This window comes from Granulicatella adiacens ATCC 49175, assembly GCF_025150565.1.
Classification (GTDB): Bacteria; Bacillota; Bacilli; order Lactobacillales; family Aerococcaceae; genus Granulicatella; species Granulicatella adiacens.
The window spans coordinates 1,596,177-1,614,033 of the sequence record NZ_CP102283.1; the positions used below are offsets into that span (position 1 = coordinate 1,596,177).

The window sequence follows — 17,857 nt, forward strand, 5'->3', positions numbered from 1 at the left end:
TCCCACCTCCTAAGTTTTATAATCTCCATTATAAATGATTTTCAAACTATAAAACATATAAATTAGATTACATTTTGCAAATGAACCGTTTTCTTTTGTAACAATTTAGCAACATTCTAAAGTAGAATTTCCTCCCTTTACACATAAAAAGAGTTGAAGTGATTTCTTCAACTCTCTTTCTCCCTTCTATAGGAGTGTCCATTCTTAGCATTTGACTTTCTGAGTGATTCTTTTCACCGCAATGTCTATTCTTTCAATCACTTCCCAGTAATCTGTTGGAAAGTTCTTTAATTCAACAATATCCACAGGATCAAAATGATACACTAAATGACGAATCACTTGGTGATGAAGAAAAACAAGATTTTTAAAGTCCTCTAATGAAATAGATTCTAACCCTTCAATATATACACATAATTCCTTATAAGATTCTTCGTGAAAGAGACTTTCTTCATGTAGATAATATAAGTACGTCCCTTCTTCCAGTAGTACATTTTTTCTAATAAACGACATCCACTTAACCTCTTTCTGAAAACAAAAAGACTGAGGAAGCCCCCAGTCTAATTTCTACATTTTTTCTAAACGTTTAATACGGTTTTCCGTTGAAGGGTGGGTTGCAAAAAGTGAATCTCCACTTTCTCCAAACGGATTCGAAATGTATAATGTTGCACTTTGTTTATTCGCTTCCGTCATTGGCGGTGCTTCAGAAATCTTTCTTAGGGCAGAAATAAGTCCATAAGGATTTCTTGTAAATTCGACTGCTGTTGCATCCGCTAAATATTCACGGTTTCTGGATAATGCGAGTTGTAAAATCGTCGACATAAATGGTCCAAGAATCATTGCGACTAGACCAATTACCATAAAAATTGCATTGGCTCCGTCTTCATCATCATTATCACTACTTCTTCTTCCGCCACCCCAGAACATCATTCGACTACCGAATTGAACCAGTAATGCTATGACTGCTCCAAGCGCAATAGCGATGGTTTGTAAACGAACATCATAGTTGCGAATATGCCCAAATTCATGAGCAATAACGCCTTCCAATTCCTCACGATTTAATCGTTCAAGTAACCCTGTTGTCACTGCTACTGCTGCTGTTTGAGGTGAACTTCCTGTTGCAAAAGCATTTGGAGATTCGTCTTGAATAATAAACACTCGAGGCATTGGAACTTGAGCAACCATCGACATATCTGTCACAATATTCCATAACATTGGCGCTTGATTCTTATCCGTGATTTCTCGGGCATGATTTAACTGCATCACTACATTTGTCGCATTCGAAATCATCATCAATGAATAAATTCCACCAATCACTACAGCAAGGATTACTCCAGCTGTTGCATTATTTAATGTGAAATACCCAATACCGATTCCTACCGCGATGAAGAGCACCATATATAAAGCAATCACAACAATTGTTCTTCTTTTATTAGAAGCAATTTGCTGATGTAACATATCAGTACTCCTTCCTTCAGATTAACTATTAATTAGAATTTAACTTCAGGAACTTTACGAGCTTCTACTGGAGTTTCTAACAATTCTTCTTTTGTAAATCCACCAAATCCAGCAACAATGTTTGTTGGAATAGATTCAACAGTAATATTGTATTTCGCAACACTTGAATTGTACAATTGGCGAGAATAAGAAATTTTGTTTTCTGTATTTGTCAATTCTTCTTGTAAGTTTAAGAAATTAGTGTTGGCTTTTAAATCTGGATAGCTTTCAGCCAAAGCAAAAACAGTTTTTAAAGCACCTGATAATTGGTTAGATGCATCCATTTTTTCTTGTGGTGAAACGTCATTTCCCATCCCAGCGATTTGGTTTCTCATCGCAATTACTTGAGATAATGTTTCTTGTTCGTGTTTTGCATATCCTTTAACCGTTTCAACAAGGTTTGGAATTAAGTCATTACGACGTTGCAATTGAACATCGATTTGTGCCCATGCTTCCTTCACCCAGTTTTTTTGTTGTACAAGGCTGTTATAAGCGAAAACGCCCCAAATAGCTAGCACAACGACAATTCCTAAAATAGTAAATACTACTGACATAATGTCACGCTCCTTTAATTTAAGTACCCCTATTATACCATATTTTCAAAAATACGTGTAAAATAGAAGATAAATATATTATATCAGATTACGAGGCTGTGTACATCCCTCTCTAGTCAAAATGAACAGCCTGAAGGAGATTTATGATTCAAAACCACTTTTTATCCCCCATCCAACAGGATATCCCTGAAGAGTATCCTTTGCCTATTCCTAAAGCATATATCGATTTTATTCACGAAAATGGAGCAGGATACTTCAAAAACACTAAAATCTATACAAGCGAGCCTACTCGATTTGGGATTGATTATGCTTTGTGTAATGGAATTTGCGGCTTTACTTCGGGTGATTTTTTCCCTAGTATTCTTTGCGAAAAATGGCAAAGTGAACAGACTTCTCTGCCTGAGTATTTGATTGTTTTCTTCCAGGATGGCCCTATCTATTATTGCTTTGATGTCCAAAAAGGCCCCCATTCCGAACCAAGTATTCGTTTAGTGGATACGGAAATGGATCAATGGCTCACCTTAGCGGAGAACTTCTCTTCATTTCTAGAACAATTACACGAAACTACCGAAGAGCTTTCTTATGATTCAAAAGATTGGATCTCTATTCATACTTTAAACCAACACATGGGACAAGAAAACTTCCCCTATCAAGAAGAGCTACTTGAAATTCTGCAAGATACCACTCCCCAGCTATTTCTTCGTTGGATAGCATACCTCTTGGAACATTCTAAAAATGAAAATGAGCGAAACATTGCTCTGGAGAGATTTCAGTTTGTACAATCGTATCTCTCCTTACAATTTTCTTCGTATCCAGAGTATCAAATCTGTTATCAATACAGCCAGCCAGAATCATAAAAAGGCTTTAGAACAATGTTCTAAAGCCTTTTCGATTACATATTCAATGTTGTAAATGAGTAAGGAACTAACTCCTCTAATTTCAATTCAAGGATATCTCCTTTTCCGTTCAATAGAAATACTGGAGTTTCTGGTCCACAGAATTCAACCATGACTTGACGGCAAATATTACAAGGAGGTAGGAAGCCTTCTGTCTTTCCTGCAACCGCAATAGCTGCAATATCTCCTTGGCGATAGCCTTGCGAAGCTCCATAAAAAATAGCACTACGTTCGGCACAGTTTGTCACACCAAACGATACATTTTCCACATTCGCCCCTGTAATCACACGTCCATCCTTGTATAAAACAGCCGCACCTACAGGAAATTTGGAATAAGGACAGTAGGCATTTTTTAACACTTCTTTTGCTTGCTCCATAAGAGCTACTTTATCAATTGTCATTCGTTGAACTCCTTTTTTGTGTTGTATTCCTATTATACAGATTTTAACAATAGTTTCAATACTCAAAAATTTAAATTTCCGACCAGAGTCCTAGGTTATGCCCCTTCAACTGTGGTACACTTAACCCAACTACGAAAGGAGCTAAATGATGTTACAGCTACAACATATTTCAAAAGTTTATCATACAGCTAATCAAGAGTTTCACGCGTTGAAGGATATATCGATTCGCTTCCGTGAAAATGAGTTTGTCTCCATTCTCGGGCAATCGGGTTCTGGGAAAACCACCCTATTAAATATCATCGGTGGACTCGATCAATACACATCTGGTGATTTACTCATCCAAGGAAAATCAACAAAGCAATTTAAAGACCGCGATTGGGATAGTTACAGAAACCACACGATCGGATTTGTTTTCCAATCCTATAATCTGATTGGTCACCAAACGGCACTCTCTAACGTCGAGATTGCGATGACGCTCTCTGGTGTTTCAAAAGCTGAACGCAAAAAACGTGCCATCGAAGCGCTCGAACGAGTTGGCCTAAAAGACCATTTATATAAGAAACCAAGTCAGATGTCTGGGGGACAAATGCAACGAATCGCGATTGCGCGTGCCCTTGTGAATAATCCAAAAGTCGTTTTAGCCGACGAACCTACAGGAGCGCTTGATTCTGAGACCTCAGTTCAAATCATGGAGTTATTAAAAGACATCGCCAAGGAACGGCTGGTTATCATGGTGACGCATAACCCAGAACTTGCAAAGACGTACTCCACACGTATCGTACAAGTATTAGATGGAAACATCTTGAGCGATTCGAATCCATACGAACTAACAGAAGAGAAAACACAAGGCGACATTCAGTTCACGAAGACGAAAATGAACTTTATGACGGCTCTTGCTCTTTCATTTAATAACTTATTGACGAAGAAAGGCCGTACCTTCCTAACCGCCTTTGCTGGTTCCATCGGGATTATCGGGATTGCCCTTATCCTAGCGCTCTCGAATGGTGTGAGCGACTACGTAAAAAAGGTGCAAGAAGATACCCTTGTCTCTCTTCCACTGACGATTAGCGAGCAGAACCAAAGCAATCTGTTAGCGACCTCCCCGGACTTAAGCGATAAGCCTTATAAAGACAATAATGAGCTTGGCGTTAATACTGTCCTTACAAAATTATTAAAAAAACAAATTGGTAAAAATGATTTAGCTTCTTTTAAAAAATATTTGGAAGAGAATGCTTCTCAAGTCGAAGCACTTACAAAAGATGTTCGTTACCAATACAATTTACAACCTTACATTTATGCGAGCGATACTTCCGATGGCCCAAAAAGTATCCTTCCTTCCACTCTTGCAGATGAAGTCGAAACTTCTAACCAAACAATGAAAGGCTACTTGCATAATATTGACTATTGGAGTGAACTTTCGAGTGATACGAACATGTTAGAAAGTCAGTACGATGTTTTGGAAGGACGTTTGCCAACAGATAAATCAGAAATCGTTCTGATTGCCGATGAGAATAACGAAATTAGTGATTTGCTACTCTATAGTTTACGTATCAAAGATCCTAGCGAATTAAACGATGCAAAAAAACTAGATGAATTAGGTTCTCAAACATATCAATATAGTGATTTCATCGGAAAAACATTCAAAGCCGTTGTCAACACGAACCGATTCGTTAAGGAGAACAACCAATGGATTAATAAAATTGACGACAAATCGTATATGAAGACACAAATCGAGAATGGCCTTGAGCTTAAAATCGTCGGTGTTCTTCGTCAAAAAGAAGGCACAAGATCTAGTGTGAACTCTCCTTCTGGTGGTGTGGCCTATACAAGCGCCCTTATCGATTACACTTCTGAGCAAATTCAAAATAGTGACATCGTGAAGGAGCAAGAAGCCAAACCAACCATCAATGTATTTACTGGAAAAGAATTTGCCAAAGATCCAAAACCATTCAATTCGGCTGATTTAACCGAAGAAGAAAAAATTCAATTGGCAAAAATGACGCCTGAACAACAAGCGCAATACGTCCAACAATACAACGACAACTTGGCTGCCACTTACGAAGAAAACCTGGCAAAATTGGGTGTTATCGACAAATCCAAACCGGCTGCCATCGAGTTCTACACCTCTTCTTTCCAACAAAAACAAGAGTTGAAGGACTTCATCAACGCCTATAACACGGCGAAAAAAGATGCCGGCGACGACGATAAAGTGCTCGCCTACTCTGACGATATTCAAACCATCATGTCATCCATTACAACAATGGTGGGTGTGATTACAACAGTACTTGTTGGCTTCGTAGCTATTTCGCTCATTGTATCGTCAATTATGATTGCGATTATCACGTACATCTCAGTTCTCGAACGTACAAAAGAAATCGGAATCCTACGTGCAATGGGGGCTTCGAAGAAAGATATCCGTCGCATCTTTACTGCAGAAACTGCTATCGAAGGATTTATTTCCGGGGTACTCGGTATCACGATTACGCTCCTTGCAACTTTCCCTATTAATGCGATTGTTGCACAGACAACCAAGGTCGACGGAGTTGCACAATTACCATGGGATGCCGCTTTTATCCTAATTGTCATTTCTATCGTTCTTACAGTCTTAGCCGGTCTCATCCCTTCACGCATTGCAGCGAAGAAAGATCCAGTCGAATCGCTCCGCAGCGAATAACCACAACACTTCAAAAGGTGGATAAAGTCCAAGACTTTACCCACCTTTTTTATTGCCTACATTTCCAAAATTAACATATATGTTAATTAACAGTTATGTTAATTTTAGAAAGCCGTATTCAGCACCCCTAGCCCTAAAAAGCACAAGACAACTCGACTTTTCACAACCAATTGATTTGGCTCTAGGAAGCACGGATTCTATTACCTAAACTAAAAAAACAAAAATCCTCTGGACTCTATAGTGGGAACAGTAAAGAGGTGCAAGCAATGTGAATTACCGAGGGTTCGTGATTCATCACTTACCCTCGGTTTGAAGCTTGCTAGGAATTGAGACTTCGGCTCAATCCGGTGCCTTTACTGTCACCACTATGAAGATGTCCAGAGGACTTATTTTGTTTTATGCATACATCTGAAGATGTTTAAAGTGACACTGATTCAGTTTTTTGATGAAGTTGAGCTCGCCATCGCAGAAATGGCGTGCGTTTCCTGAAACGTCCGCACGACTCGTTCCGAGTCCCTTCCGGCGTTCCAGTCCAACGGTCCATTTCTAAGCGCGATGTCTCACATCCTTTGTAGTTGAGCTCGCCATCGCAGAAATGCCGTGCGTTTCCCGAAACGTCCGCACGACTCGTTCCGAGTCCCTTCCGGCGTTCCGGTCCAACGGTCCATTTCTCAGCGCGATGTCTCACATCCTAGGCTAGAGACCCCATTGGATCCCAAGGCGCTAATACAATTGGCTCGCTGTTGAAAGCGTCGAGTTGCTCTTTTGTAAGCAAATCTTTTCTGATAACAATCTGATACGTATACTCATCCATCCACGCATCGCTCATCATCCAGAACCCTTCAACCCCAGATTCTTCACCCCAACTATTTTCCACTTTCCAGCGATTTGGTTTACCATCGACAAGGTTCACCCCTGTTAATACCATTGCGTGCGTCATTAAGCTATCGCCGTATTCAAGACGTTCGCCTTTTGTGAGTGAATAATCGATTCCCGTTAAACCTTTAAGGTCAAAGTTATTCAGCGCAAGACGACCGTTACCACGGTTTGAAGATTGACCGACATCGCAACCGAACCATACAGATTCCCCTTGTTCTAATTGGCGAATCGCTAACTCTTTGAAGGTTGCCATATCAAGGTTCAAGTAGCGCACTTGGTTGCCAACGACATTTCCAAGCATATCAACAGTGTAGGAACAGTTGAATGGTTTGTCCGCTGTCGGTGAATTGATGATAGACACATAATCGTCCAAGTTTAAGCCCACGAATTGTTCGAAGAAGCTTTGTGGTGTCAAATTCAAGTGACGGTGGAATTCCTTGTCTTTATCACGATATTCGAAGTCGAATGTTTCTGGTGGAGTTCCAAGAGTCACGCTAAGTAAGTCATACACTTCTTGCATTAATTGCTTACGCGTTTCGTTGATTTCCGCTTCGCTAGCACCTCTTGCCACTAGGTCACGAAGCACTTTTGCATCTTGGCGAAGTTTTTTATTTAAGTATTTGTTCAAATCGCTTGAAGCCGAGCTTGAAAAACTTTCCGGCATCACACTCTTTGGCACAACCCCATATTTCTTGAAGATAGACACGATCATATCCCATTGCCCACCGTCTTGTTGAGGGGTTTGTAAAAGGAAGGCTACATTGCGGCTTGTCACAGGTTCGCCCGCTGTTTTCAAAATATTTTCATGGAAATAATTCGCCTTTTCGTATTTATCCCAGAAGAAAGTATAGCTTTGTGAGAGTTCGAATTCTTCGAGCTTGAAGTTATTAAAAAGTCTGTGGCGGAATGTATTGAGCGCCGCAAACATCCAGCAACGACCAGAAGCCTTTTGATTGGCTACTTTTCCGTGTTCTAAATCAATCGAATACACCGGCTGATTTTCCACAACAGAAGCGACCGTTTCACTAGCACCTTTCAAACCATTCTTCACCGCAGCATTTTGCGCCACAATACGCTCTGGTTTACTTTGAAAACTTTCTTTATATTGTTTCGTCAATTCCTTCGTTAACGTAAACATAACTTCATCTCCTTTAACCTTAATATTCTTATCGTACTCCTCTTAAGAAACGGATGCAATACGATTTAATAAAAAAGCAACAATATCATTTATATTTTGCTTCCATCAAAAAAGACGGTATCCCTACCGTCTTTTTCTAATACCCTCTTATTTTGTAAAATCTGCCATATTAATTGGAATGGACCGTCCGTCCGGCAAGCGCAATTCCGCTGTGCCATCCATATTAAACACTAAACTATCTAATCCTACGCCATAACCAGCTGCAAACTTAGCAAGTTTTTCTTGGACAGGGTCCACTGCAGGCTCTTCATTCTCTCCTGAATCTAAACTAGGCTCACTTCCTTCATTTTCATGAGGCTTTGGAGTCGATGGAGTTTCAGATTGGGATTGCGAAGTGCTTGGCTTAGAAGTTGAGTCTGAAGGTTTCTCTTCTTTCGTTGTTTCCTTTTGTTCTTCTGAAGTGCTCTGAGGCGTCTCTTCTGGTTGTTTTTCTTTTTCTCCTTGTTCCTTTTCCCCTGCAGTTGCTGTGGTTGGTTTCGTATTTTCTGCGTCTTTTTGCGCATGCTCTTGGAATTGTTTGAGCACTCCCGGTTCTTCGGTCTTTTGTTTTGGATCTAAGACAGGAACTTCGACCACATAATACGATTCATTTTCTTCGTAAGGGTTCGCCATAAAGGTCACACGAATGACATTCCCTGGAGTAGAAGTAACCCCTTTATAGGCTTCAGGAATCGGCAACTGGATTTCCCCTAATTTATAATTATTTTCCAAATATGGTGTCCCGTGGAATTCATCAAACACACGTACTAATGCTTCCGTTCCTCCCGGAATCTTATACTGTGGTTTCAATCTGAGATGAGTGTCCCCGGCATAAAACGGATAGAAAATAGTATGACTAGCCATTTCATAAGCAAGAGATGCAGTCACTGTGAATGTCCCTTCATAATGAACTTCTGGATAATCTTTTGAAGTGATACTATACTTAAATGTTTCTCCTGGAAGATATGATTTAAGAAGTTCAAAATTGGCAATATTTCCAACTCCATCTCCAAACACTCGACCAGATAGTTTCTCTAATTGATGACCGTCTGGAGTCGTGAGTTTCACAATCATATTCGTTCCTAATTTCTCATCGATTCCCGGAGCAAATGTGAATGAAACACGCTTTTGACCGTTGGCTAAAGTAAAGGCCTGATTGTTAAAGGTGCTTGCTTTCAACAGCGCAATTGCTTCTTCTAATTCCGCACCAGTATACACTTTATTATTCCGTTTTTTGGCTACTCCATCTTCTGGTTTAGAGGTTTCATAATTGTGATGAGAATGCCCACCACTAAACGGTTTACTCTCATCAATCGGTTCAGCATGATGATGATCTCCATGAGGATAAATAATGGAGTTCTTTTCCTTATCAACCACAATTTGGTCTCGTTTAACCCCATATTCTTTCATAATTCGAGCAATTTTTTCCTCGATTTTTCTCTCTAATTCTTTTTCCTCTTTATTCTCTTGGGTCGTATTTTCTGAAGGAGTCGGTTCCTGCGTGGTATTTGGTTCGTTAGTCTCGGGTGCTTCCTCAACCTTTCGACCATAATACCGTGCTCTGGCTTCTTCTAGGTTTTCCTTAGGAATCAAATATTCCCATTGACTATTTACGAGTTGCTCATAAGGAATTACATGAACATCTTTTAAACTACCATTATGAGCTACTAATAAATACTTACTTGTTTTTCCAATAATATGATTTCCATCAAATAAAAATCCATCGCTCGTAGGATAATGAATTCCTGGAAATTGTTTTTCACCTGAAGAGGTATCAGGTGTTTGATCCTCCTCTCTAGAACTTGAAGGAGGCGTTGACAGGAATGCTCCTGTTGTCCCTCCAAAATTGGATTGAACTAGACCTGGTGAAGAAAACGAATGCGCGGTTTGATTCAATTGACTCTTATAAATAAAGTGGTAATGGTCTCCGTGTCTCACCACATATCCAAGCTCATTCTCCTCAACAACATCTTTGAAATCGAAAGTATAATGGTCCTCGGTAGAATTCAACGGATAAGGTGTTTTCCCGTCTTTATGCTCGAAAATAGCATCTTTTGGAACTTCTCCATAGACGAAATGATAGTGATCTCCGTGTTTTTTAAGATATCCATTCGTAAAAACTTCACCCACGATCGTTTTAGGTTTATTCTTTTTAATTTCTTCAGCCGCTTTCTCGTATTTGGCCATTTTTTCCTTATCGATTTCTTCTTTTGTTGTATCCTCAGTAACTGCTTCTTCTTGTTTCACAGCGCCTTGTTGATTCACCCAAACTAATCCACCTAATAGAGCGATACTGGCACTTCCAATAAAGAGTGATTTCTTTAGTAATTTCATTGAATTTCCCCCAAAAATATTCTAAATCGTATTTATTACGTTTTACAATATACTACCCTACCTCGCTTCTGTCAACCACTTTGTGAGGAAAATCTTCAATCTTAAACTTTTAACTCTAACTATAACTGTTTAAAAAATTCCTAAAAGAATCGAGTTTTAATCGATAAATAAAAAATTTGAATTATACTAACAGAAAATCAATTACCAAAAGGAGCTTATTATGAATTCTTCTTTCAAAAAACTCATCTTGATGAATACCTTATACGGATTGTTTTGGGGAGTTATTTTTATCTGGGCTAAATTCATGGATGTCATTAGCCAAGCTCCAAAAGGAGGGGTATTCCGATTTGATTTCCAATCGCTTGTTGGTTGTATTTTGCTATCTGGAATTTATCTGTTTCCACTTTTTAAAATGGCAGTTAAGAATACGAACCTCCTTGAGTGGAAAAAATCAATAGCTTTAAGTTTCTCTACGCTACTTGCTTTGTTTGTTGGAACTTTTGATATTTCAAAAAAAGAATTTCTCATCACTCACGAGGGCATCTTGTATATCCTTGCAATTGTTTTATTTCACCAATTGTTATTCCTTATCTACAAATTCTTCAAACGAAGAAAACAGGCTTAAAACTCTTTAATGGAGACGATATTCCTATATATTTCATTTACAAAAAAACACCGGCTAAACCGGTGTTTTTTTATTCCTCATTCAATCTTCCAAGATAATACTTAAAAGTATCTTCATCATTCCCTAATTTTCCAAAGAACATTTCGTCAATATGTTCAATTTTAGGTACTGCTTCTTTTAATATTAATTCAGCTTTTTCATTCAAAATAACGGCTTTTGCTCTAGTATCTCTGGAATGTTCTTGTCTTTTTACAAAATCCTTTTTTTCCAACAAACTTAAAATTTGAGACACCGTCATAACATCTATTCCCGAAAGTTTAGAAATCATTACTTGAGTAACCTCATTTTCAGTTTGCAGTAAATAAGCAAGTGCAGCTAAGACTACAAACTGAGGATGTGTTAGGTTAATTTTTTTTAGTTCTTGTTTAATCATAAAATGCCATTTATTATAGGCTCTCATAAATAGCAAACCGGTCGATTTCTCAGAATCATTCTTATATTTTGATGTAAACAATCAAAGATCACCTTAACTTTCTAAGTATTTTTTTAGAATAAAGATAGAGTCTGGAACATCTGAAAAAACTTGTTTTAAAAATTCCAAGTGTTGGATATCTTCACTATCTAAGCTTACAGAATGTTTTATAATTACACTCCCATCATTATTATCGATAATTTGATGTCCAAAAAGTATATCCCCAAATGGAGTAGCCGTTTTATCCCAAAATTCTTCAAATACTTTTACATGAGTAAGTTCGTATTCCATTGGAGGCATGCCTTCAAGCTCCATAATTCCTTTTGAACCTGTTTCAAAATTACCTTTTAAAGTAATATTTTTTAAATCTTCCTCCCAAGTATACCATTTTTCAATATTGGCATAGTACTCCCAAGCCTCTTCTTTAGTTGTTTGGATTTTTAAGCTAAAACTAAATTCCATAATTCTTCCTCCTTATAATAAGTATACTTATTATAAATATTTTTATCATTAGTGTCAAACAGAATAGAATCTTTATTGATTTTATTACTAGCATACAAATCATGGAAATTCACAACTAGGATAGAATATTCTTAAAAAGAATGAAAGAGCCCTTCGGATTCGGCAATAAAACGTGGCCCCTTCCTCTAACGAAGTCCCCACCACTATTGAGGTCTCTTCTCCTCCCTTCAAGTAACTCTCAGTGACAATGCGTTCCCTTCCTAAGCATTGCCGATAACATCGCAGCAGTCCATCAAAAAAGGAAAGCATAAAAATATCTTGCGAAGCCCTACAAACTCGCAGGAATAAAACAAAAACAAACTCCATAAAAGTACGAAAGAGCCCTTCGGATTCTATAGCAATCATCATAGCGAATGTAATCGATGCGAATTAGTGACTCTGGAAATTTATTTCCTAGAGTCACTTTGAGGCTCGATAGGAGCTGAGACGTAAGACTCAGCCCGATACAGCTATAATGATTGCTATGAAGAGTTCCGAAAGGGCTCGAAGTACTTTATAGCACTATTAATTATTTTGTTTTATTCCAACGGATTGGACTAAACATCGCAAGATGTTTTTATGCTTTTACCGGAGTTAAAGCAATGAACTGCTCGATGTTGTCGGCAACTTGCGCGAGTGCCTTCTTCCAAAATGCGCTGTCCTCAACATCCACGCCCAACACCTTCGCAGTATCTTCCGCAGAAGTTACTGTTGTCGCACGCAATAACTCTTGATATTTTTCAACGAATCCTTCAGGTTGCTCTTGATAGATGGCATATAATCCTTTAGAGAACAATCCTCCGAATGCGTATGGGAAGTTGTAGAAGCTTAAGCCGCTGCTGTAGTAGTGCGGTTTGCAAGCCCACATATATGGATGCATTGCGTCTGGATCTAATCCATCGCCGTATGCTTCTTTTTGCGCATCCAACATTAATTGTTCTAAATCTTTCGAGAACATGAAGCTCTTCTCACGGTTTTCAAATACCGCTGATTCAAATAAGTAACGTGAATAGATGTCCACGATGATTTGTGTTGTATCTTGTAATTGTGATTCAAGTAACGCTACTTTTTCAGCATCGCTCGCTTGTCTAATCACTGTGTTCATTACGATATTTTCGTTGAAGGTTGACGCAGTTTCAGCAACAGGCATTGAGTACTCTTGGTTTAATACACGGTGATTTTCGATATGTAAACCGTGGTACGCATGTCCTAATTCGTGCGCAATCGTTACAACGTCGCTTAATGAGCCAGAGAAGTTTGTTAAGATACGTGATTGTTTGATGAATGGTAGGTTGCTACAGAACGCGCCCCCCACTTTTCCTTTACGTGGTAAGAAGTCGATGTAGTTATTTTCGTATGCTTCTTTTGTCATCTGTGCTAAATCTTCTGAGAACCCTTTGAAATTTTCTAATAAGAATTCTTTCGACTCTTCGATTGTGAAACGACGTGAGCTTTCTCCGATTGGTGCAAATAAGTCGTAGAATGGTAATCCATTTTCATGACCTAAGAGGGAAGCTTTATGCTTTAAGTAAGCGCGGAATTGTGGTAAATATTCGCGAATCGCTTCAAGAAGTGCATCCAATGTTTGACGAGACATACGAGATGCTTCTAATGTTTGTGCGAGTGGAGATTCAAAACCACGTAAGCTTATTTCTGTTAGCACTTGTTGTTTAATATTGTTTAAGGCAAATGCAATTGGTTCTTTGATCGTATCGTACATTTTTAATTCAGTTTCGTACGCTTCTTTACGAACCGCTGCATCAGCATCATACGCCATATTACGAATTTCGCTAAGCGTTACTTTTTCGCCTTTAAATTCGCCTTCAACGCCTGAAGTCATCGCTTCGAAGAGTTGTTCCCAACCATCTCCTCCGCTAATAGAGAATTTCGCAATGACATCTTCTAATTCATCCGATAATAGATGTTTGTATTGTTGTTTCGCTTCTGCAAAGTAGAATTCGTAGTCTTTTAAATCTTCGTCTGCCGTAATATCTGTTTCCACGCTTCCGATAAATTTGTAGACTTTTGTATACGCACTGTTTAACGAAGCATATGCATTACCGAATAAAGTACGGTATTTATTCGCTGTTTCGTCTGTTGTGTTCGCTGTTAATGTTAAATTAATGTAGTTTCCAAGACGGCTGCTTAAAACGCTGAACTCTTCTAAGGCCTCAATTGCCTCTTTGATAGACTCTAAGTTATCTTCTAGCGTTAAGCTATTGAATACCTCTCTAAAGTTTGAAAAACGTTCAAAGTCACGTTTAAACTCTTCACTTTCAAATGAAGGATAGATTTCTTTTAATGACCATTCTGTTGACATTTTGGATCCCCCTTATTTTCACTATATGTTTTATTCTACCCAATTTTTCTGAAAATTCATAGTGTAAGTACCTTTATTCTCCCACAAACAACGTGTATACTTAAGAGGCAAACAGTTTTCAAAAAGGAGTTCTTATGAAAAAGACTTGGAAAGAATTGTTCCCTGATGCCGTTCTTGGAGAATCGACTCAAAATGCTGTTCCTGTAGAGTTGAACGGTGAAACGATTTTTCTCTTAGAAGAAAGTTTATCAGAGCGCGAACGATTCCTCATTCAAACATTAACTATACAACCGACAAAAACAACAGCACCAACGCATCCTTGGCTTGCCTACTTGGAAGGAAAAGGGGCTCTTCCAAGCGAGACCGCATATATTCAAAGCGTGCATTTAGCCGTCTTTCCAAAACAGGAAGGCGTCTTTCACGAAAAAGACTGGTTAGAATTTGTCGAGAACCTAACCGTTGGATCGCTTGCCATCTTCAAAAACTTCCGCCATCATTACACGCTGGTCGTGAATCCGGGAGTCTCAACCGCTCTTGCTAGCACTCTTTTTGAAGTAAAATCCGCTATTGAAGACGACTTTGCGGTAGAGCTACAAATCTTTATTGGGAACCGCTGGGCGACCAATACGAATACACCCTTACTATACCAAGCCGAGAAAGCTCTATTTGTTGAATATTTATTACATTCTCACAAACGTTCTTGCCTCGAGTTTTCTCCTGTTCTACTATGGGGAATCGCCAATGGACTGGTGGATATTGCCCCGATTGCGGATGAACTACTCCTTCTTTTAAACGTAGAAGAAGTAAAAGAGTTCGTTGAAGCACTTTGGGATGCCCACGGAAACGTTTCAAAAGCTAGCAAAAAATTATTCTTACACCGGAATACCTTGCAGTATCGCATCGACCGTTTTGCAGAACAAACAGGTCTTAACGTAAAAGATATGAGTGACCTCACGCTCTGTCACTTGCTCTTACAAAAACAAAGTTACTAAAATAAATAGCCACTTCTATAGAGTATAGAAGTGGCTATTTTTATTATGTTATGCTTTTACTGCTTCTTTTTTAGGAGCGACTTTTGTTTCTTTAATCGTCACTTTCCCTTTTTGAGAACCGATTGTTACTTTTTGTCCGAAGCGAACTTCTCCACTGAGGAGTGCTTCACTAAGTGGGTCTTCGATTTTCTTTTGAATTGCACGACGAATTGGGCGTGCCCCATATTCTGGATCGAATCCTTCTTCTGCGATTAAATCAATCACACCAGAAGTAAATTTCAATTCGATATTGAGTTCCGCAAGACGAGTCTTAATGTCTTTTGTCATCAATTGAACGATTTGACGTAGTTCAGGTTTCGTTAATTTATGGAAGACGATAATTTCGTCGATACGGTTTAATAGCTCTGGACGGAACGCATTCTTCAACTCTTCGCGAATGCGTTTTTCCATTGCGGCATGGTCATGTTGTACGGTTTTCGCACCGAAACCAACTGATTTTTCATCTCTTAGAGCCGTTGCCCCAAGGTTTGATGTCATGATTAGAATCGTATTTCTGAAGTCGACTTTACGTCCTTTCGAATCTGTCAAATGTCCATCATCTAAGACTTGTAATAAGATATTAAACACATCTGGGTGGGCTTTTTCAATTTCATCTAAAAGAATCACAGAGTAAGGTTTGTTGCGAATCTTCTCTGTTAATTGTCCGCCTTCATCGAATCCAACGTATCCTGGAGGTGAACCCACTAAACGGCTAACCGCGTGTTTCTCCATGTACTCAGACATATCGATACGAACGAGCGCGTCTTGGTCGCCAAACATCGCTTCTGCTAGAGTTTTAGCTAACTCTGTCTTACCAACCCCTGTAGATCCAAGGAATAAGAATGAACCGATTGGACGTTTTGGATCCTTCAATCCGCTACGAGCACGGCGAATCGAACGAGCGACCGCTGAAACGGCTTCTTCTTGTCCAATCACTCGTTGGTGCAATTCTTTTTCAAGATGTACCAGACGTTCACTTTCTTTTTTCTCCATTTGTTTCAATGGAATTCCTGTCCATTGCGATACCACTTCTGCGATATCTTCGTCTGTGATGGCTGCGACGAATTCTTGTTTGGCTTCAACTTCTACTTTCTTGCGTAGTTTTTCAAGCTTGTCGCGTTTGGCTTGTTCTTTCTTGCGTAAACGAGCTGCTTCTTCGAATTTTTGCTCACGAATCGCTTCGTCTTTCTTCACTGCTAGTTCTGCCACTTCTACTTCGAGTTTTTGAAGCGGTGAGTGTTTGCCACTACGATCTAGTCGAGCTTTAGCTGCTGTTTCGTCCATCAAGTCGATAGCTTTATCTGGTAATTTACGAGACGTAATATAACGGACTGATAATTGAACTGCTGCTTCAATCGCTGCGTCAGTGATTTCCACGCGGTGATGCTCTTCATAACGTTTGCGAAGGCCTTTTAAGATTTCAACGGTATCATCTGCACTCGGTTCATTCACTTGAATGGAGGCAAATCGACGCTCTAATGCAGCATCTTTCTCAATATATTTTTGATACTCGTCTAAAGTTGTTGCCCCAATGACTTGGATTTCTCCACGGGCAAGCGCTGGTTTTAAGATATTAGAAGCATCAATCGAACCTTCCGCTCCACCTGCGCCAATCAACGTATGCAACTCATCAATAAAGAGAATCACATCTTGTTCACGGTACACTTCATCCAAAATTTTCTTCATGCGCTCTTCGAATTCACCACGATATTTCGTTCCAGCAACGACTGCACCCATATCTAACATCATTAAGCGCTTCTCAGCGATTTCTTCAGGAACTTCACCAGAAACCATTCGTTGAGCCAACCCTTCGACAATAGCTGTTTTACCAACACCTGGTTCCCCAACAAGGACTGGATTATTTTTCGTACGACGACTAATGATTTGAATAATACGACGTACTTCTTCTTCACGACCAACCACTGGATCAATCTTACCTTGGCGCGCTAGTTCTGTTAAATCACGTGCTAATCCATTTAATGTAGGCGTTCCCTCTTGGCTAGATTCTTGGCGAGCTTTTCTTTTAGCAGCTCCTGAATTAGCTGGTTGAATTCCTATTTTCCCGTAGATTTCTTTCATTAATTCTTGAGGGTCAACTTGGTTATCACGAAGAATCTTCGTTGCTAATACTTCCTCACGTAATAAGGCTAATAATAAGTGTTCTGTTCCAACTTGTGGCACTTCGAGGCGTTTTGCTTCATCTGTAGCAGATAAAATCACCTTTTTTGCTCTAGGAGAATAAGGCATTAAATAAGGATCCATCTGTTTACGGTTTGAGCCATATCCAGTCAGTGATTCGATTTCCGTACGAACAATTTCTGCTGTGAGGCCTGCTGCACGTAGTACATGACCAGCAATCCCTTCTTGTTCCAAGATTAATCCTAATAATAAATGCTCTGTTCCAACAGCCTGATGCTTAAATAAAATAGCTTCTCTAGCAGCTAAAACCATCGCACTTTTTGCTTTTGGTGTAAAAATTTCACTCATGGACTTTATCCT

The 17,857-nt window shown here is 39.2% G+C and carries 14 protein-coding genes; 4 read left to right on the forward strand and 10 right to left on the reverse strand.

What is annotated here, in order from left to right; translation table 11 throughout:
* Positions 1–204: 204 nt before the first annotated feature.
* Genes NQ540_RS07875 through NQ540_RS07885 form a run of 3 tightly spaced genes read right to left on the reverse strand, consistent with a single transcriptional unit; the run spans position 205 to position 2,048 of the window.
* A complete protein-coding gene (locus NQ540_RS07875; protein WP_005607039.1) occupies positions 205–510 on the reverse strand; it encodes a hypothetical protein in 306 nt (101 codons plus the stop codon).
* A 54-nt stretch (positions 511–564) separates the two neighbouring features.
* Entirely contained in the window at positions 565–1,455 is an 891-nt protein-coding gene (gene htpX, locus NQ540_RS07880) for a zinc metalloprotease HtpX (protein WP_005607040.1), read from the reverse strand.
* A gap of 32 nt (positions 1,456–1,487) precedes the next feature.
* Positions 1,488–2,048, reverse strand: coding sequence for a LemA family protein (locus NQ540_RS07885; protein ID WP_005607041.1), 561 nt, complete (start codon positions 2,046–2,048; stop codon positions 1,488–1,490).
* A 143-nt stretch (positions 2,049–2,191) separates the two neighbouring features.
* Here NQ540_RS07885 and NQ540_RS07890 point away from each other — a divergent pair, with 143 nt between their 5' ends.
* Positions 2,192–2,905, forward strand: a complete 714-nt coding sequence (locus NQ540_RS07890; RefSeq protein ID WP_005607042.1) for an SMI1/KNR4 family protein — start codon at positions 2,192–2,194, stop codon at positions 2,903–2,905.
* A gap of 35 nt (positions 2,906–2,940) precedes the next feature.
* On the opposite strand, the gene NQ540_RS07895 is transcribed toward NQ540_RS07890, so the two are convergent.
* Entirely contained in the window at positions 2,941–3,345 is a 405-nt protein-coding gene (locus NQ540_RS07895; RefSeq protein ID WP_039849142.1) for a cytidine deaminase, read from the reverse strand.
* Positions 3,346–3,493: 148 nt separating this feature from the next.
* Between NQ540_RS07895 and NQ540_RS07900 the strand changes: the two genes are divergently transcribed.
* Positions 3,494–6,019: an ABC transporter ATP-binding protein/permease gene (locus tag NQ540_RS07900; RefSeq protein ID WP_039849143.1), complete on the forward strand. Its 2,526-nt coding sequence runs from the start codon at positions 3,494–3,496 to the stop codon at positions 6,017–6,019.
* 691 nt (positions 6,020–6,710) lie between these two features.
* Here the strand turns inward: NQ540_RS07900 and NQ540_RS07905 are convergent.
* Both NQ540_RS07905 and NQ540_RS07910 read right to left on the reverse strand, forming a co-directional pair.
* A complete protein-coding gene (locus tag NQ540_RS07905; protein WP_005607047.1) occupies positions 6,711–8,036 on the reverse strand; it encodes a C1 family peptidase in 1,326 nt (441 codons plus the stop codon).
* 147 nt (positions 8,037–8,183) lie between these two features.
* The gene (locus NQ540_RS07910) at positions 8,184–10,409 is read right to left on the reverse strand and encodes a pneumococcal-type histidine triad protein (RefSeq protein WP_005607050.1); all 2,226 of its coding nucleotides are present in this window, start codon (positions 10,407–10,409) and stop codon (positions 8,184–8,186) included.
* Between the two features lie 220 nt (positions 10,410–10,629).
* Between NQ540_RS07910 and NQ540_RS07915 the strand changes: the two genes are divergently transcribed.
* The gene (locus NQ540_RS07915) at positions 10,630–11,034 is read left to right on the forward strand and encodes a hypothetical protein (protein ID WP_005607054.1); all 405 of its coding nucleotides are present in this window, start codon (positions 10,630–10,632) and stop codon (positions 11,032–11,034) included.
* A 70-nt stretch (positions 11,035–11,104) separates the two neighbouring features.
* On the opposite strand, the gene NQ540_RS07920 is transcribed toward NQ540_RS07915, so the two are convergent.
* The 3 genes from NQ540_RS07920 to NQ540_RS07930 form a co-directional block, all read right to left on the reverse strand.
* Complete coding sequence (locus NQ540_RS07920) at positions 11,105–11,467, reverse strand: MarR family winged helix-turn-helix transcriptional regulator (RefSeq protein ID WP_223429366.1); 363 nt, start codon at positions 11,465–11,467, stop codon at positions 11,105–11,107.
* Positions 11,468–11,560: 93 nt separating this feature from the next.
* Complete coding sequence (locus NQ540_RS07925) at positions 11,561–11,968, reverse strand: SRPBCC family protein (protein WP_005607059.1); 408 nt, start codon at positions 11,966–11,968, stop codon at positions 11,561–11,563.
* 616 nt (positions 11,969–12,584) lie between these two features.
* Positions 12,585–14,327, reverse strand: coding sequence for a M3 family oligoendopeptidase (locus NQ540_RS07930; RefSeq protein ID WP_005607062.1), 1,743 nt, complete (start codon positions 14,325–14,327; stop codon positions 12,585–12,587).
* 134 nt (positions 14,328–14,461) lie between these two features.
* Here NQ540_RS07930 and NQ540_RS07935 point away from each other — a divergent pair, with 134 nt between their 5' ends.
* Positions 14,462–15,319, forward strand: coding sequence for a helix-turn-helix domain-containing protein (locus tag NQ540_RS07935; RefSeq protein WP_005607064.1), 858 nt, complete (start codon positions 14,462–14,464; stop codon positions 15,317–15,319).
* A 48-nt stretch (positions 15,320–15,367) separates the two neighbouring features.
* On the opposite strand, the gene NQ540_RS07940 is transcribed toward NQ540_RS07935, so the two are convergent.
* On the reverse strand, positions 15,368–17,845 hold the full coding sequence (locus tag NQ540_RS07940) for an ATP-dependent Clp protease ATP-binding subunit (RefSeq protein ID WP_005607065.1): 2,478 nt from the start codon (positions 17,843–17,845) through the stop codon (positions 15,368–15,370).
* Between the last annotated feature and the right edge of the window lie 12 nt (positions 17,846–17,857).

Coding starts and splice junctions, on each gene's coding strand:
- NQ540_RS07925 (WP_005607059.1), bottom strand. CDS start 11,968: ATGGAATTTAGTTTTAGCTTAAAAATCCAAACAACTAAAGAAGAGGCT.
- NQ540_RS07940 (WP_005607065.1), bottom strand. CDS start 17,845: ATGAGTGAAATTTTTACACCAAAAGCAAAAAGTGCGATGGTTTTAGCT.
- NQ540_RS07885 (WP_005607041.1), bottom strand. CDS start 2,048: ATGTCAGTAGTATTTACTATTTTAGGAATTGTCGTTGTGCTAGCTATT.
- NQ540_RS07935 (WP_005607064.1), top strand. CDS start 14,462: ATGAAAAAGACTTGGAAAGAATTGTTCCCTGATGCCGTTCTTGGAGAA.
- NQ540_RS07900 (WP_039849143.1), top strand. CDS start 3,494: ATGTTACAGCTACAACATATTTCAAAAGTTTATCATACAGCTAATCAA.
- NQ540_RS07875 (WP_005607039.1), bottom strand. CDS start 510: ATGTCGTTTATTAGAAAAAATGTACTACTGGAAGAAGGGACGTACTTA.
- NQ540_RS07895 (WP_039849142.1), bottom strand. CDS start 3,345: ATGACAATTGATAAAGTAGCTCTTATGGAGCAAGCAAAAGAAGTGTTA.
- NQ540_RS07920 (WP_223429366.1), bottom strand. CDS start 11,467: ATGATTAAACAAGAACTAAAAAAAATTAACCTAACACATCCTCAGTTT.
- NQ540_RS07930 (WP_005607062.1), bottom strand. CDS start 14,327: ATGTCAACAGAATGGTCATTAAAAGAAATCTATCCTTCATTTGAAAGT.
- htpX (WP_005607040.1), bottom strand. CDS start 1,455: ATGTTACATCAGCAAATTGCTTCTAATAAAAGAAGAACAATTGTTGTG.
- NQ540_RS07915 (WP_005607054.1), top strand. CDS start 10,630: ATGAATTCTTCTTTCAAAAAACTCATCTTGATGAATACCTTATACGGA.
- NQ540_RS07905 (WP_005607047.1), bottom strand. CDS start 8,036: ATGTTTACGTTAACGAAGGAATTGACGAAACAATATAAAGAAAGTTTT.
- NQ540_RS07910 (WP_005607050.1), bottom strand. CDS start 10,409: ATGAAATTACTAAAGAAATCACTCTTTATTGGAAGTGCCAGTATCGCT.
- NQ540_RS07890 (WP_005607042.1), top strand. CDS start 2,192: ATGATTCAAAACCACTTTTTATCCCCCATCCAACAGGATATCCCTGAA.